The following is a 15,339-nucleotide window of genomic DNA, read 5'->3' on the forward strand; positions in this document are numbered from 1 at the left end:
AGCCGCCGATGGAGAACCCGCATGGCCCGCCTTCCCGTGTCCCTGCCGAAGAAGGGCGTTGCTCCGGCGGCAGCGCCCGCCCTCGTCCTCAAGCCCTCGCCTTCCATGCCCGGCCTGTCCATGCCTCCGAAGCCCGGAACGCAGGCGCCCGCCGAGCCGAGGCCGACCGATCCGAGGCTGCTGAAGGCCCTCGCCATCATCGAGGACCCGGCCAGCACCCAGCTCGACTGGATCGGCTTCGACGAGCACGAGGATCCGGCCATCCGCAACGATCCCGCCATCCAGCGCGCCATCGCCCGCCGCTTCCTCGCCGACCGGGAGGTCGACGCCGGCACGAAGGAGGGAATGCACGCCGCCTTCCTGTTCGCCATCCAGGGCGGCGCCCCCAAGAGCCTCGGCTTCCTGCTCACCGAGATGAAGAACGCCGAATACGCCGAGTGGAAGGACAGCGAGAAGGCCTTCGCCGACTGGGAGGCCGGCCGCATCCGCGCCATCGACGTCATCCCCCGCCTCACCGTCCGCCGCGCCGACTACGTCCGGGAATCCCTGCTGCGGGACTACTGGATCGGCACGCCCGAGGAGCGGAAGGCCCTGCTGGACGCCGCCGCGCGCGAAGCCGGCCGCACGAAGCGCCTGCTGCCCACCGAGGCGGAATTCCACGCCTTCGACGCGAGCGAGGATGCCTTCGTCGCATGGAGCCGCGGAACGGCCAAGGCCGGCGACATCGCCCACCTGCTCACGCCGCGCCGCTGCGACACCCTCATGAGAGCCCTGCTGGCCGACATCGGCATGGACAACGCCTCCGCCCGCATCGACGCCCTGGTTGAGCTGGAGATCGACGGATCCCGGCAAGGCGCCTTCGCCGAGCTGAAGGGGCGGGCGGACGAGATCCGGAACGCCCTGCCGCCAGGCGACGCCATCCTCTGCCGCACCCGTCTGGCCGAGCGCATCGCCCGATCCTGATGCGGCGGGATCGACGCAGGAAGGGCGCCGGGGATTCCTCCTCGGCGCCCTTTCCGCATCCGGCGACGATCAGCGGGAGCCGTCGTCCAGGATCGCCGCGCTGGAACCCGAGGAGCGGGGCTTCACGACGATCGGGCCCGATGGCGGTACTGTGGCCGCCGCTGGACCGGACGGCTGGATGGTGGCGGGCTGCGCCGGTGGCTGCGATGACGGGGCGGCTACCGCAGGCCCGGAACTGACGGCCGTCTGGGTAGGCCCTTCCGCCCTAGGATGCGCGTACCGGTTCCAGGACATCATGCAGGCGACGATCGCGATGACCGCCGAAGCCGTCCGGATCGTCTTCAGCATCCGGAACGAACTCTCCCGGATCGGGATCCCGGTGGTCTCGGACTGGCGCTGGCGGTGGTAGGTCCAGACGAGGATGGCCAGCGAGACGGGCGCCACCCAGTAGCTGTTCATGTAGATCAGCCCCGCAGCCAGCCAGAGCAGGATGAGCGGGGCCACGATCGGCGCCAGCCAGCGGCTGATGCGATACAGCATCACCGAAGCCATGATGGTTCTCAGCACTCCCCCCATGGGATCCTCCATCGGAACCGCGTTCCCGCTGGATGCGGGCGCGTCCGGCAGAAGATGGGGCGCCTCAGCCTGCGCCCGTGGTGAGGAAGGCGAACAGCATCCCGGAGCCCGAGATCAGGAAGGCCCCGCCGCAGCACGACAGGAAGAACGGCCAGACGAATTCGCGCAGCTGGTAGCTCTTGCCCATGACCGTGATCGTCTGGTTGTTGGCCAGCAGCGCCAGCAGCGGCCAGATCACGGCGACCGAGATCAGGCCGAGGAAGAACAGGTATTTCCCCAGGGTGACCATGAACCGGGCCGTGGTCCCCGCCCTGCACACCGCCGACGACAGGAAGCCGCTGTCGGCGCAGGAGGAGAAGGCGACGGGCTCCGGCGTGCTGTCCGGCATGACCAGCGTCCCGGATGAGGGCTTGCTGGGCATCTGGACGTAGCCCCCGAGATCCAGGGCGGACGCCGGCCCGGAGGCCCCGGAGAGGATGAGGAGAAGCGCGGCCACGGCCGCGAGGACGATCGATCTCATGGTTGCCCTCCTATCTGCCCAGGCACGCGCGGAAGGAAGGCCCGTCCATGCCCGGCCGCGACGCGCAGGCGAAGGCCTCGGCATCCGTCGTTCCCGGCGGCATGGCCCAGGCGCGCGCGGGCTCGCCCGGCGGCTGGACGCACCGCCCGCCCGTAGAGCAGGGGAAGGCGTAGGGCACCCCGGAAGCCCGCAGGCAGCCCGTGTATTGCTCCACGCTTCCCGCCGCCACGCGGAAGCAGGCGAAGGCCGTCGTCGTCGGCACGCCGGAAGGCAGCAGCCACTTCTCGGGCGGGGATTCGTTCGCGAGGATGCACTTCTCCCGGACGCCGCACGGCACGATCTCCGGCTCGCCCAGCTCCTTGAACGTCCCCATGAGGAACGGGAGGAGGATCAGCACCAGCGCGCCGCCCCCGAAGGCCAGCCAGACCTTCCAGAGATCCTTCTTCCCGAAGAGCGTCATGACGCCGACGACCACCAGGGCGATGATGATCACGCCCCAGGCGATGGTGATCATGCCCCCGGACACCTTCGTGACGAGGCAGTTGCCCCGTTCGAGGATTCCCCCGGTGCATTTGCCGCCCGGCAGCAGCGACGCCATGGCCAGCGCCGGCGTCATCGCCAGCGTCGCGGCTCCCAGCCCCCAGCCGATTCCCTTCCGCATCCCCGACGCGGCCTCCAGCCCTCCCACCCGGAAGCGACATGGGGGCTGCCCGGAGACCGGCAACCCCCAAAGCCGACAATCGACACTGGCGGCCCTACCTCCCGGCGCCGCGATCCGCCGACTTCGCGGGCAGCGCCGCCGCCGGGCCGAGGAAGCCGAAGCTGAGCTGCTCGGCGTTATGGATGCCGCCCGTGGCGGCAGAGGCGGGAATCGCGGCCAGGCGTGGGGCCACCAAGGCATCCAAGGAATCTCCAACGGCGACATCGAAGTCCAACGCCTCGTGTCCAGACGCTCCTCCATTCTTCGATGCCAAGAGCTTTACCCCGCCTCTCGGCCCTATCCCAAACGCATCTGTTCGGACCGTCTTCCAACTGTCCGAACCAGATGGGGCCCATTCCTTGCGATCAAGGACCAGTACGCATGGCCTCCCAATCTTCGCCTGCTGAAAAAGGACATTCCCGATGTCCTCCCGCTTTGCGCAGGCGACTTGAATGGCGCTTCCATCTCCGAAGACCGCCTTGCCGTTCCAATGCGACATGGCCTTTACTCCACCGCACCTGCTCGACAGGCTGATCGGCCAGCCTGTCAGCTCGGACCTAACATCGACGCAAACCATCTCCCACTCCTATCCGCTCTAGGTGCCAGCATCGAGAAGATGGTGCCGATCTCCGACCCCAAGATCGACGCCCTGGACGGCTCAACGACCAGCGCCGCGATCCGCCGACTTCGCGGGCAGCGCCGCCGCCGGGCCGAGGAAGCCGAAGCTGAGCTGCTCGGCGCCGTGGATGCCCCTGGGATTGGCGGAGGCGGGGATCGCCGCCAGGCGCGGAACCTCCGCCAGCACGATCGGCTTCGGCACAGGGCGGCCGGCCAGCACATCGAAATCCGCCCCCTTCTCCTGCACCCGCCCGAGATGCCCAGCCAGCTCGTGGGCCAGGCCATCGAAGGCACGGTTGATGGCGACCCTTTCCTCGCCCGTGGGATACGGATTGCCCTTGTAGCGGCTGGAATCGGCGTACCTCTCCGGCTCGACGCCATGGACGAGGTAGTCGCTGCTCCGCCCCTTCTCCGCCAGCCTGTCGAACGCCCAGGATTCGAAAGCCCGGGCGCCCAGCTCGGTCGGACGGGCCCAGTAGCCGTTGCTTCCCGCGTTTCCGCTCAGGCGGCAGGCCTGGCGGAAGAAATCGGCATCGTGCCGCCGCCCGATCGCTGCCCGCATCACCGCATCCGAAGCCGCGTAGGTCTCCCTCGGCAGATGATCGAGCCGATGGACCATTCCAGTCACCGCCTTCTGCTTCCCGTCCGGCAGCACGTCGACGCGGACGATCTTCTCCCGGGGCTCGCCGGGATAGTTCGCCATCTCCATCCAGCCGCTCAGGCCCCGCGCCCCGCCCTTCCAGGCATCGGGGCGGCCGACTTCGCCGAAGTAGTGATCGGCCGCATGGAACCATTCGTGCGCGAGCGAGCCGGCCCCACTGAGCTTGGTGAGGTTGATGACTTCCTTACCCGGTTCGTAATGCGCCGCGAAGCTCCCCTTGCCGCGGGAACCGAAGGCGAGGCCGAGCCGCCCATCCAAGGAAAGGCCCTTCGGCTCGACGCCCATGATCTCGGCGAGGTCCATCATCCCGTCGAAGGCCGCGTTCATCGACTTCCGGCGCTCGTCGTCGGCCACCCAATTCCCGAACTCGACGCCGCGGAAGCCGAACACCCGGACGAAATCCTCGGAATGGACATCGCGCCCCCGGCGATGGTCCGGCCCGATCCGCTTGAGATCGTCCAGATGCGGGCGGATCGGTTCCTCGTGGCTGGTGCGCTTCGCCCTTTTGGCCTCCCAATCGGCCTTCAGACGCTCCATCGCCTCTTCCCTGGAATCGAACTCCATACCCGCGAGGCGTCCGAGGCGCCGTACGGCGAAGGTCGGGTCCTCGCCCGCGCGGCCCGGCCAAACCTCGATCTCGATCCCCTTCATCCACGGGAGCTCGGCTTCCGCCGAGGGCCAGCCGGTGCGCACCAGCGCCTCGGCCTTGCGCAGCTCGCGCCCATTCAAGGGGAAGGCGGAAACCTGCATCCTGCCGGCGACCTTCATGGCCGAATAGAAGCGCCGCACGCCCTCCTTGTCCCCGGCCTGGCTCATCCCACGGACGCGCTCGACATACGAATTGGAGATCGCAGCGAAGTCCTGGACCGTGCGGACGGATTCCAGAGCCGCGCGGATCTCGCCGACCATCGCCACATAGCGCGGGCGTTCCTCGGGCCGATCGAGCGGCTTCGCCGCCAGGCCGTCGCGCAGGATCTTCACCCGCGCGGCCGCCGCCGGTTCCATGCCCGCGGCGATCAGGGCCGCCCAGTCCGGCTTCGGCCAGACCGCATCCTTGGTGACGTACTGGGCCGCCTCGGCGCCGGTCATACCGTCGAGATCGGAAAGCGCCATGCCGCGCGACGCCCAGAAATCCTTCCTCGCGCCGCCGATCTTCACCCCGGCATCCCCCAGCCCCGTCGAACGTCCCGCCATTCCCGCCTCCCACGCAGATGCAGGAAGGATTTGGGGCCGGACCCCGATTCAGGATCCGGCCCAGCGGGATGCGGCCATCCTGGATGGTTCAGCGTTCAGCCCCGCGATCTGCCGACTTCGCCGGCAGGGCGGCTACCGGCCCGAGCGTGCCGAGGCATGCCTGCTCAGCGCCGTGGATCCCGTTGGGATTGGCGGAGGGCGGTATCGCAGCCAGGCGCGGAGCGTCCGCAGGGTTCGGAACCTCGGGCGCCTGCACGGCGTACTCACCCCACTGGTCAAACCTCTGATCTTGAAGGGACTCGCGGGCGTTCTCCTCTCCGCCGACATGGAGTCCCTGGTCGGAAAGATACTCGTAGATCTCGGTGGCAAGCCCTTCCGCGGTCTCACGAAGCACCGGTTCGAGACGATCCATCTCGCCCCGAATGGCGGCAGCCTCCATGCGCTCATGGGCGGACGACTCGTCGCCCGGTTCCAGATCGCCATCGAAGGTGATGCTCACCCCCTGAGGCGGAAGCCCGTAGCCTCTCCCTTCGGGGCCGGCTTCGAACTCGAACCTATCGAGATTGCCGAAGACCAGCGGGAACTGGTCCCGCAGCTCCGGGCGTTGCTCGGCGAGTTCTGCCAGGTCGATCTTTCCGCTCCAGACGGCACCATCGCCCTGCGACCAGCCCACGTCGTACCGGACGGCATTCTCGTTCTCGATCTTGGCCCAGGAAGGAAGATCCTGGTCGAGGAAATGCGCGACATCCTCTGAAGCGTCCCAGAGCTCCATGTTGGAGTCCATGCGCTCCTTGATGATCTTCTCCGCCGTACCCTCTTCGATGAGGCCGGCCTCCTCCATCGCCTCGATGTCGTCGATGGTCCCCGTCCAATTGTGAGGCAGATCCTCGTCCTCGACTTCCCTCGCGCTCTCGTATCCACGGCCTTCCTGTTCGACGGACATGCCTGCCTCCTTCGTTCCAAGGCGCTCCGAACCCGCAGCGCTGCCGCGAAGATGGGGCGGCTCGCCAATTCCGAATTCGGCCGGTTCCTCGGGTCCTCCGCCCACCAACGGCTCGGCGGCCGCGTAGGTTTCAGCAATGAGATCGAGCTGCTCATGGCCGCTCATGGCCACGCGAGCCAGCCGATCGTCGAAAACCGCGCGGATGTTTGGATGGAGCACGATCCCCTGACGCCGGAACTCTTCCTGGGCCAGAACAGCCACCGCATCGGGAATCCCTTGGCCATAGACGACCATGTCGTGCGCAACCTTCGAGACCTCCGTATCCGGATCCGCCGCGCACCGGACCAGGGTCGACGTGAAAGGACCCAGCCCATCCGCTCCGCTGGCATACAACATCGGCTTGGCCGCCGCGCGGCGAACTTCGATGCATGGATCCTCGAAGAGCCGGCGGCATTCGTCGGCGTCCAGCTCGACGAGCATGTATCCCGACTGATCCCTCGCCAGAGAAAGCCGGACATACGGATTCGGGCTCTCAAAGGCCGCGGCGCGGACCGACGGATCATCCGTGAGCAGGGACGCGCCGCGTTCGATCGACCGTTCGATCACCCGGCATCCGCCGGGCAGGGAGAACGCCCACTTCAAGGTATCCGCATCAAGACTTCCCGACTGCTCCGTCATGATCCGCCGCAGCGCCGAGCGGTGCTGGGCGTAGGCCTGCTTCCAGCCCTCGTCCTTCGTATCCAGCCATGGCGTCCTTCCATCCTTGTCGAAGGAGTCCAGCTCGCTGGTCAGGATGGCGACCACCAGAGGATCGACCTGATCGTCGCGAAGACAGGCATCCATCTCCAGGAAATACTTCTCGAGGGCATAGCGGCCATCCCGCTGCAGCGATCTCTGCCCATTGATCCAATCGATCCCTTGAAGCACCCGGCGGTCGAGGTCGCTCGCGGAGCCGGTCGCGATTTCCTTCCGGACCTGCGCGGCATGCGCATCCAGCATCATCTCCCCTTCGACATCGGGATCGTCGATCATCGCCACCTCCTCAGCCGCATCCGCCCTCGGGGCGGCTTGCGGAAGAAGGTGTGGCGGATCGTCGTTTCCGGATTCGTCAGGAGGCCCGCCCGCCGCGCCGCCAAGTCCTGTTGGCGGTCCAAACGCCGAACGGGCCCCGAAGGGCCCGTCCGCAAGCTCTGCCATCGGCCAGCAGCAGCCCTAGATCTCCTCGCCGATCCTCGCCAAGAATGCCTCGGCGGTGCCGGACGTGATGATTGAGCCGCCGGATGCGAGGTGAATGCGGCAACCCTTGCCCGATGGATTTCCTTCTTCGTCGTAAAGGTCGCATTCGTCAAAAGAGACGATGCGCCCGACATCGATGAAGACCTCCCCGCTGACGGCATTCAAACGCTCGACACGATCGACTCTGACGAACTTGGCTCGTGAGGTGCACATGGAACCCTCCCTGCTTCCTCGGCCCACCCGAGGTCGGGAAGAAGATGGGACCGCACGATCCTGTCCCGGCGACCGCCGATAATTTCGCTTGGCGGTCCGATTGGCGTCGGAACCGCCAACTCACCCTATCGCCGGTCGGATCAGCAGTCCGCCGGCCGTGGAGACCGGAACAGCCAGGAGAGCAGCGAGGCCATCCGCCCCGGCTTCACCGGACCGACCGGGCCGGACTCCGCCTCTTCCTCTACGGTCGCCCAGCGCCCCACGGGAAACCGGCTTCCCGCCGACGCGTGGATCAGCTCCAGCACCCGGGGAATGCCCTCGGAAGCAGGAAGGCGGACGACCTCGTGGAAGGCCCGCGGATCGATCGCCGCCGACGGGGTCGGATCGCAGAGGATCTTGAAGCCCGGCACCTGCTTCGCGATCTCGCCGACGGACAGGACATTCCCCGAGGTGCCGATCACCACCAGGGCATCCTCCTCGCCCAGGGACCGCAAGGCGCTGCGAAGCCGGGCGTATTCCGGCGCGTGCTCGCCCATCAAGACGATGTCGGGGCGCACGAGGCCCTTGGTCCGGCAAACCGGGCACAGGGCGCTGCGGATACGCTGGTGGCCCACATCACGGGCATGGCCGCACATCTCGCAGCGGAGGCGCCGGATGGAGCCGTGCAGATGCACGACCTCCGCAGCTCCGGCCCGCTCCAGCAGGTCATCGACGTTCTGGGTGAAGTGCAGCAGCTCGAACTCCTCCGAGCCTTCCATCCCGGCAAGCAGCCGATGGGCGGCGTTCGGTTCGGCCCGGCCGATCTCGTACCGGCGGGCGTTGTAGAAGTCCCGGATCTCGTCCGCGTTCGCCAGCCAGGTCGAGCCGGTGGCCACCTTCGCGATGTCGTGCCCGCACCAGAGGCCTTCCTTGCCGCGGAACGCCTGCACTCCCGACTCGACGGACAGCCCGGCCCCCGAGATCACCACCACCTTGCGCATGCCCGCCTCCGTTCCGATTCCCTCCGAAGATGGGGGCGGCGGAAGCGGCTCCGGCGATGCAGGCGTCTCCGATCGCTCCGATGCTGGAATCCTCTTCCGGGACCATCTTCTGGTGGAGCCGCCAGCGAGGACCGCCATGAACACCAAGCCCCAGCCCGATCCCGGCGTCCGCATCGACGCCCTGCTTACCGCCCAGTCCGGACGCTTCCGCGAATACGCCTCGGAGGCCGTGGCCGAGCTCGAAGGCCGCCTGGCGGCCTACCGCGACGCCCGCCATGAAGCCCGATCCGTCATGCACGGCCCGCTGGTCGGGTGCATCCGCGACATCGCCGCTTCGGCAGCGCTCTACGGCAGCCCCCTCGCCTTCCGCATCGCCACCCGTCTCCGCGGCGTGGCCGAGGATTCCTCCATCCCCAGCCAAGCGGATCTCGATGCGATGGGGATGATGCTCGCCGATCTCCACCAGGCCATCGACGGAGGATGCGGGGCCGAACGGCTCGAAGGCCGCTACATGGCTGCCGCCTAGGCCTGTCCCGAAGGCCGCTTCCGCCCTATGTCTACTGGGTAGAGACGAAGCTCGGGAGAGGGCCATGGACACCGCGCAGGGCATGATCGGCGCGAAGGCGGCTGCCGCCAGGAAGAAGCCGATGGATTCCGCCGCCTACCTCCGCCACTACCGGCGCCTCCTCGAAGGCCGGGCGCCGAACCGCCGCATCGCCTGCCCCGAGCTGCTCGCCAGGATCCGGGAACACATCGAGTCCGTCGAGCCGCACCTCAGGGAAGAGGATCGGCGGTTCGCGTTCTCCACCATCGCCGCCTCCATCGTCCTGTGCTGGGATGGACCGGTCACGTTCGATCCGCCCACGGACTAGGCCGCCAGGAAGCCCGCGTTCCTGAACGGATCAAGGGCTGCCCCGGCCGGGACATACCACGTCCGCCGATCCGCATCCCACCGGGCCCCCAAGGCCTTCGCCTTGTCCTTGTCGGCGAACGCCACCCGCAGATCGGTCCGCCCGGCGGCAGGAGCCGCGGAAGGCGTTCCGGAGGCCGTGGAGGCCGGTTGAGGCGTCTTGGCTGGCGCAGGCCTTCCCCCGGCCTTCCCGCGCCCGCGCGGGGCCTTGGCGGCAACCGGCGTGGGATTGGCCTCGGCGCTGATCCTCTCGGACCACGGCACCGACAGGGCGTCGAGCACGGCGATGTCGGACCGCAGCTTGGCCACGATGCCGTCGAGGAACGGCTTGATCTGCCCCTTCCCCTCCGCGATGGCTTCCAGCTCGTCCTCCCAGAGGGCCGTGGTGACGGGATCCGCCCAGGCGGGGATGTGCTTCTCGACGGCGCCGATCAGCGCCGTGGCCACGCCGGACGGGCGCAGGCGACCCTTCTCCCTCACGATGTGCCCGCGCTTCTTCAGCTCGGCGATCATCGGGCTCCGCGTCGCGTCGGTGCCCAGTCCTGAGGTGGCCCGCAATCTGGACTTCGCCGCCGGGTCGGTCACGAAGCGGGCGATGTTCTTCATCGCGTCGATGAGCTGCCCCTCGGTGAAGCGGGAGGGCGGCCGCGTCGTCTTCTCCTCGACGGCGGCGCTCTTCCCGGTGCCCTGCGTCCCATCCGGAATCTTCGGCAGCGGGCGGGCGGCTTCGTCGTCCCCGTCCTCCTCCGGCCCGCCGGCGTCGAAGGCCTCCTTCCAGCCCGCCCGCGTCGGCACCCGGCCCCGGGCGACGAAGGCGTGCGCCCCGGGCATCCAGGTGAGCGTGGTGCTGATGTACTCGTGATCCGGCAGGTGCGCGGCGAGGAAGCGCCGGGCCACCAGCAGGAACAGCTCCCGCTCGTCCCCCGTCAGTCCGCTCGGATCGGTGCCGGTCAGGGTGATCGCGTGGTGGCTCTTCAGCTTGGAGGAGTCGTAGTGCGAACCGGTCCGCAGGACCGGCGCCGCCGCGGCGCGGGCCGCGACCGCCGCCAGCTCGGGCATTCCGGCCAGCAGGCCCAGCAGCGCCGGAGCATCGGCGGCGAACTCGTCCGGCAGATGGGCGCAGTCCGTCCTCGGATATGTCAGCACCTTCTTCTCGTCGTAGAGCGCCTGGGCGACCTTCAGCGTGCGATCGGCATCGAAGCCGAGCAGCCGGTCCGCATCGATCTGCAGGGAGGACAGCGCGTAGAAGGCCGGCGGAGGCGCCGACTTCGCCTCCTCCTTCGACCGGATGGAGGCGACGGCCCCGGCCACGGAAGCGGCGATCGCCTGGGCATCGGCCCGGACCACCAGCCGCTCCTCGGCGGGCGGCGCGTAGCGCATCTCGACGGGGCCGATGCCCGACGCCTCGACCACCGCCCGGATCTCGAAGTAGGACTGCTGGACGAAGGAGGCGATCTCCCGCTCGCGGCGCACCAGCAGGGCGAGGGTCGGCGTCTGCACCCGGCCGACGTTCAGGCAGGTCTTCCGCCCGGCCAGCCGCCGCGACAGGCCACGGGTGAGGTTCATCCCGATCAGCCAGTCCGCCTGCGAGCGGGCCAGGGCCGCATCCGCCAGCGGCGCCGTCTTCGCCCCCGGCAGGAGCGCCGCCAGCGCCTTCGTGATGATCGGCTTGGTGAGGGCTGGAAGCCACGCCCGCTCGACGGGACCGCTCCACCGCAGCTCCCGCAGGATCTCGCGGCCGATCAGCTCGCCCTCGCGATCCGGGTCCGTGCACAGGACGACGCGGGAGGCGCCGGCCAGCAGCCCCCGGATGACCTTGAGCTGGCCCGCCGCCCGGGAATCCCGCGGACGATGGCGGAAAGGGGCCGGGACGATCGGGAGGACGCTGTCCTGCCAGGACGAATAGGCCGGGTCGTAGTCCTCGGGATACAGCAGCGCCAGCAGATGGCCGGACGCGAAGGTGACCGCGTCCCCGCCCTTCACTTCGAACCAGCCGTCATGGCGGCGCACGACGCCCAGCACCCCGGCGATGTCCGAGGCCTGGTTGTACTTCTCGCAGAGATAGACTTTGGCCGGCATGGCGATCCTCCCTCCTGGATGTCCAGAAGGTGAGATCGCCGCGGGCCGGGAGGATTCAGGGAACGGGACGCGCCAGCATGTCCAGCGCAGCCTTCCGCCAGGCGAAGGCCGGCCATCCCTCCCTCGCCTTCTGGAATTCGGCCTTCCAGCCCGGCTCATGCCCGCCAAGCCATGCCAGGACAGGATCGTCGTCGGCGACGCACCCGCCGATGAAGGACAGCTCGGCATCGCTCGCGCCCGAGGCCTCCCCGTTCAGGACGGAATCCCACAGGCTGCGCCACGCGGCGGCGCGCTTGCCGGGATTCGGCTCCCGCATGGCTCCGGCAACGGACATGTTCCATGTCGAGGGGCCGATGGCGGAGCCGCGATCCCCGGCGTATTCGGCGAAGAGCATCACGCCATGGCGGAGCAGCTCGAAGGCGAAGCCGGAAACGGCGGAAAGGACGGGTGGCGACTCCAGATCCGCCGAGATGAGCGCATCCGGCGCCAGCACGGCATCCACGCGGTTGATCCCCACAAGCGCGGCCTTCGCCGCCCGGATTCCCGAAAGCTGGGCCTCATCGGGGGATCCGGAGGAGATGGCCGCCGCCATGGCGGAAAGAGCGGATGCGTATGCCGCTGGAACACCAGCAAGCACCGGCTCGATTTCCGGCGGCAGCAGCGGGATGCGGCAGGGAAAGCGTTCGACGACGACGCGCATGGGGACCTCCTCCGATTGACCTGCCGAACATGTGTCCCAGCGGACCCGATCAGCGACCGGCGCCGCGGTCCTTCGGCTTCGGAGGCAGGGCGGCCGCCGGCCCGAGGAAGCCGAAGCCAAGCTGCTCGGCAGCATGGATGCCGGATGCCTTCGTCGGGGCGATGGCCAGCCGGACCTCCGGCTCAGCCACCGGAATGGGAGGATTCCGGTCCGTCGGCATTCCCGACATGGCCAGATCACGGCACGCGACCATTCCCTCCGCCTCGATCAGCACCTCGAGCCGTTCCTCGGCCGAAGCCGCTTCCATGAAGGCGCCAACGGCGACGACCGCAGATGGCGGCAGCCGGAGGGAGCCTTCCAGCCGGACCGCCTCGAAGCCCGCCACGATTTCCTTGGCGCGCGCCGCATCGGCCTTGCCCGCCACCGCCGCCTCGATCCGGGCCGTCGCCACGCGGGCGAGCGACGGAACCTCCTTGCAGGACAGCTCCGCCAGGGCGAAGGCCGGCAGCCTCTCGACCAGAGCGGCCTCCTGGGAACGCCCGCCCCGCAGGATCTCGCCAACCGCCTCGCCCAGCTCGTTGCGGGGGAACCGGAGATTGCACACCGCCGCCAGTCGGACCTCGGGATGCCATTCCGAAGCGAAGCGGCGGAGATCCTCGGCGGGACAATCCTCCTTGGAGGCCCGCCGGGCCATGGCCGCCGAAGGCGTCTCGGGCTCGACGGGAGGCAGCGTCGCGCTCGCCTTCGCGAGGAGATCCGAGCGTGTCATGGCGATGTCCATCCTCTCCTGGGCCGAGCGCTGGCTTTCCGCGCTGCCGTAGAGATGGGACGCGGTGACGAGGACGTCGTCGCCGTCGAGCTGGAACGCCGCCAGCACGGATGGCGGGCAGGAAGGATGCGCGGCCGCAGCCAGGCGCACGACGGAGGACGGATCGCCGATCGACCGGGAGAATTCCTCCATGGAGGGGGACCTGTCCGCATCGAACGCATTGCCTCTGCTTCCCACGCGGAAGGGATCGCCGCGCCATGGGCCCTCCGCCACGGCGCCGGTCAGGCGGAGCGCCACAGACCATGTCGCCATGTCCCGATCGCGCAGGAGCAGATCCTCCGCGGCCTCGGCGGCCGGATCATCATGCGCGTACGCCCCGCAGCAGACGGCGGAAGCCCTCCGCACGAAGACATTGCGGGACGAGGCGAGCGCGCAGAAGTCCGAAGGATCCGGCATCCGGAACCGATCGGAGTCGATGGCGTCCATGAACCGGCGCTCGAATGGCGTCAGGCCGGGAATGGGGGAAGGAACCGGCAGCCCCGTGCCGAACCAGTCCGCCTCGAAGCCCGGCTGCCTGAGCGGCGCCAGCAGCCCAACCCTGGCCTCCAGCAGGACGCGATCCTCCTCGGACATGCCAGCCAGACGTCCCGAAACGGCGGCGGAAGCATCCGCCGGCATCGTCGCCCCATGCGTCCTCGCGCGGACGATGATCTCGGCCAGCAGCTCGCGATCGCCCGTCTCCCTCCGGAGCAGGCTGAGCGCCGTGGCCCGCGCCTGCGGCTCGGACGGGTCCAGGGCGAACCGGGCTATGATCGGCGCGACGCCCTCCGTGCCCCGGTCCTCCTCCCCGAGGGCCGCAAGCTCTTCCATGATCATCGCCGTATCCTCGGCGAACAGGGGATCGGTCGAGATGGCATGGACGACGTCGGCCGCCAGCGCGACCTGGGACATCGAGAACTCGCGGGCGAGGCGGCGGGCCGTCTTCCCCGTCATCCTGTCCCCGGCGATGATGCGGGCCGCCAGCGTGCGCTGGGCTTCGCCCGGCAGCCGGTCGTTCGCCGCCAAGGCCAGCAGAACCTCCGGATCGGTCTCGTTCGTCGCCAGAACCTCATGGGCGTCCGGGATGGCCCGGCCCGACACGGAGGATTCGGCGATCTCCAGCCTGGCATCGCGAGAGCCGGAAAGCGCCGCCTCGAACGTCCGCACCCACGATTTCCCCCAGATCATCTCCGCCTCCCTTCCGGCCGGCTCAGGCCGACAGCTTCTTCTCGCCAGGAACCGGAACCATGCCCAGCAACGCGCTCTGAACCGAAGAAGGCGCCCGCTCCGGCGATCTCCCGGCCTTTTCCTTCACGCGAGGCTTCGCCGATACGGCACGGGCTTCCTCGAAGGCTTCCTTCCAGCCGGCGAGCGGGAGATCCAGCCTGTCCCCGCTGGTCCGCAGCTCGTCGATGCCGGCGATCACCTCCTTCATCGCCGCCATGGCACGCTGGCGAACCCTCTCCGCGGAACGCCCCTTCTCCTTTCCCAGCGACACGAACGACTGCTTCTTCTCGGACAGGAACGCACGCTGGAAGATCTCGCGCTGGACGGGATTCAAGCGCTCCATCGCAACGGCGAGCAGACGCCGCCGATCCTCCATGTCCGGAGCCCCGATGAAATCCTCCTCGGTCGTGCCGTCGGAGAACCCATCCAGCAGATCGTGATGGTCGCCATCCTTTCCGACGTACAGCGTTGCGACCCGGCCATGGCAGCCGAAATAGGCCGCCCTCAGCGCCTCCACCGTACGATGGGTCTTCCCCGTCCGGCGAAGCTCGACGATGGCCTCTTCCAGATCGCAGCCGGTCGAGGCCATCGCCTTCTCCAGCGACATCAGGGTTCCTGCCATCGACATCGAGCCGGAAAGGCCCTGGCCGACGACGGCCCGCTTCACCGCCTCATAGACATGGAAGGCCGCGAAGGTGAAGAACCCGGCTCCGGCCTCCGGATCGAACAGATCCGCAGCACGCGCCAGACCGAGAATGCCCTCCTGGTATCCATCGGCAGGATCAAGCCGACGCCCGAAGCGCTTCGCCACCCCGCGCAGGAGCTTGTCCGAAAGCCTCACCAGCTCCCCGAAATCCTCGCCGCGGCGGTGCGCCTTCCATTCCGCCGCCAGGACTGCGGCCCGTGCCCGGTTGGAGGCGCCCTCGGCATCCAGCGTTCCCGCCTTGCACCTCCGCCTCGTCTCACCGCTGTACGGCGTCCAAGCTCCATCGGCCATCCCGGCATCCTCCC

At 68.6% G+C, this 15,339-nt stretch carries 15 protein-coding genes; 3 read left to right on the forward strand and 12 right to left on the reverse strand.

All coding sequences use genetic code 11. The features are described 5' to 3' along the window. Window positions 1-21: 21 nt before the first annotated feature. Window positions 22-963, forward strand: coding sequence for a hypothetical protein (locus WV31_RS10680; RefSeq protein ID WP_085373563.1), 942 nt, complete (start codon window positions 22-24; stop codon window positions 961-963). Between the two features lie 69 nt (window positions 964-1,032). Here WV31_RS10680 and WV31_RS10685 read toward each other — a convergent pair whose 3' ends face one another. The 8 genes from WV31_RS10685 to WV31_RS10720 form a co-directional block, all read right to left on the reverse strand. After that, window positions 1,033-1,539 carry a hypothetical protein gene (locus WV31_RS10685; protein ID WP_145980828.1) on the reverse strand — a complete coding sequence of 169 codons (507 nt, stop codon included), beginning with the start codon at window positions 1,537-1,539 and terminating at the stop codon, window positions 1,033-1,035. 64 nt (window positions 1,540-1,603) lie between these two features. Beyond that, on the reverse strand, window positions 1,604-2,059 hold the full coding sequence (locus tag WV31_RS10690) for a hypothetical protein (RefSeq protein WP_085373565.1): 456 nt from the start codon (window positions 2,057-2,059) through the stop codon (window positions 1,604-1,606). A gap of 10 nt (window positions 2,060-2,069) precedes the next feature. Further along, window positions 2,070-2,720, reverse strand: coding sequence for a hypothetical protein (locus WV31_RS10695; protein WP_085373566.1), 651 nt, complete (start codon window positions 2,718-2,720; stop codon window positions 2,070-2,072). Window positions 2,721-2,814: 94 nt separating this feature from the next. Beyond that, window positions 2,815-3,258, reverse strand: a complete 444-nt coding sequence (locus WV31_RS10700; RefSeq protein ID WP_145980829.1) for a hypothetical protein — start codon at window positions 3,256-3,258, stop codon at window positions 2,815-2,817. A gap of 159 nt (window positions 3,259-3,417) precedes the next feature. Next, window positions 3,418-5,232 (reverse strand): LPD1 domain-containing protein, encoded by a 1,815-nt coding sequence (locus WV31_RS10705; protein WP_085373568.1) that lies wholly within the window; start codon window positions 5,230-5,232, stop codon window positions 3,418-3,420. A gap of 88 nt (window positions 5,233-5,320) precedes the next feature. Then, on the reverse strand, window positions 5,321-7,207 hold the full coding sequence (locus WV31_RS10710) for a hypothetical protein (protein WP_085373569.1): 1,887 nt from the start codon (window positions 7,205-7,207) through the stop codon (window positions 5,321-5,323). A gap of 180 nt (window positions 7,208-7,387) precedes the next feature. After that, entirely contained in the window at window positions 7,388-7,624 is a 237-nt protein-coding gene (locus WV31_RS10715) for a hypothetical protein (protein WP_068438506.1), read from the reverse strand. Window positions 7,625-7,764: 140 nt separating this feature from the next. Further along, window positions 7,765-8,604, reverse strand: coding sequence for an SIR2 family NAD-dependent protein deacylase (locus tag WV31_RS10720; RefSeq protein WP_168185914.1), 840 nt, complete (start codon window positions 8,602-8,604; stop codon window positions 7,765-7,767). Window positions 8,605-8,740: 136 nt separating this feature from the next. Between WV31_RS10720 and WV31_RS10725 the strand changes: the two genes are divergently transcribed. Further along, window positions 8,741-9,130 (forward strand): hypothetical protein, encoded by a 390-nt coding sequence (locus WV31_RS10725; protein WP_145980830.1) that lies wholly within the window; start codon window positions 8,741-8,743, stop codon window positions 9,128-9,130. 64 nt (window positions 9,131-9,194) lie between these two features. Then, window positions 9,195-9,476: a hypothetical protein gene (locus WV31_RS10730; protein WP_085373572.1), complete on the forward strand. Its 282-nt coding sequence runs from the start codon at window positions 9,195-9,197 to the stop codon at window positions 9,474-9,476. On the opposite strand, the gene WV31_RS10735 is transcribed toward WV31_RS10730, so the two are convergent. The 4 genes from WV31_RS10735 to WV31_RS10745 are packed head-to-tail and all read right to left on the reverse strand — an operon-like array spanning window position 9,473 to window position 15,325. After that, on the reverse strand, window positions 9,473-11,593 hold the full coding sequence (locus WV31_RS10735) for a DNA topoisomerase (RefSeq protein WP_168185915.1): 2,121 nt from the start codon (window positions 11,591-11,593) through the stop codon (window positions 9,473-9,475). The two genes, WV31_RS10730 and WV31_RS10735, sit on opposite strands and share 4 nt — an antisense overlap. A gap of 55 nt (window positions 11,594-11,648) precedes the next feature. Beyond that, window positions 11,649-12,293: a hypothetical protein gene (locus tag WV31_RS22100; RefSeq protein ID WP_168185916.1), complete on the reverse strand. Its 645-nt coding sequence runs from the start codon at window positions 12,291-12,293 to the stop codon at window positions 11,649-11,651. A gap of 49 nt (window positions 12,294-12,342) precedes the next feature. Beyond that, a complete protein-coding gene (locus tag WV31_RS10740) occupies window positions 12,343-14,289 on the reverse strand; it encodes a hypothetical protein (RefSeq protein ID WP_085373574.1) in 1,947 nt (648 codons plus the stop codon). Between the two features lie 22 nt (window positions 14,290-14,311). Next, window positions 14,312-15,325 (reverse strand): sigma-70 family RNA polymerase sigma factor, encoded by a 1,014-nt coding sequence (locus tag WV31_RS10745; protein ID WP_085373575.1) that lies wholly within the window; start codon window positions 15,323-15,325, stop codon window positions 14,312-14,314. Window positions 15,326-15,339: the final 14 nt, after the last annotated feature.

Origin of the sequence: Magnetospirillum sp. ME-1, from assembly GCF_002105535.1 — a bacterium.
Taxonomy (GTDB): Bacteria; Pseudomonadota; Alphaproteobacteria; order Rhodospirillales; family Magnetospirillaceae; genus Phaeospirillum.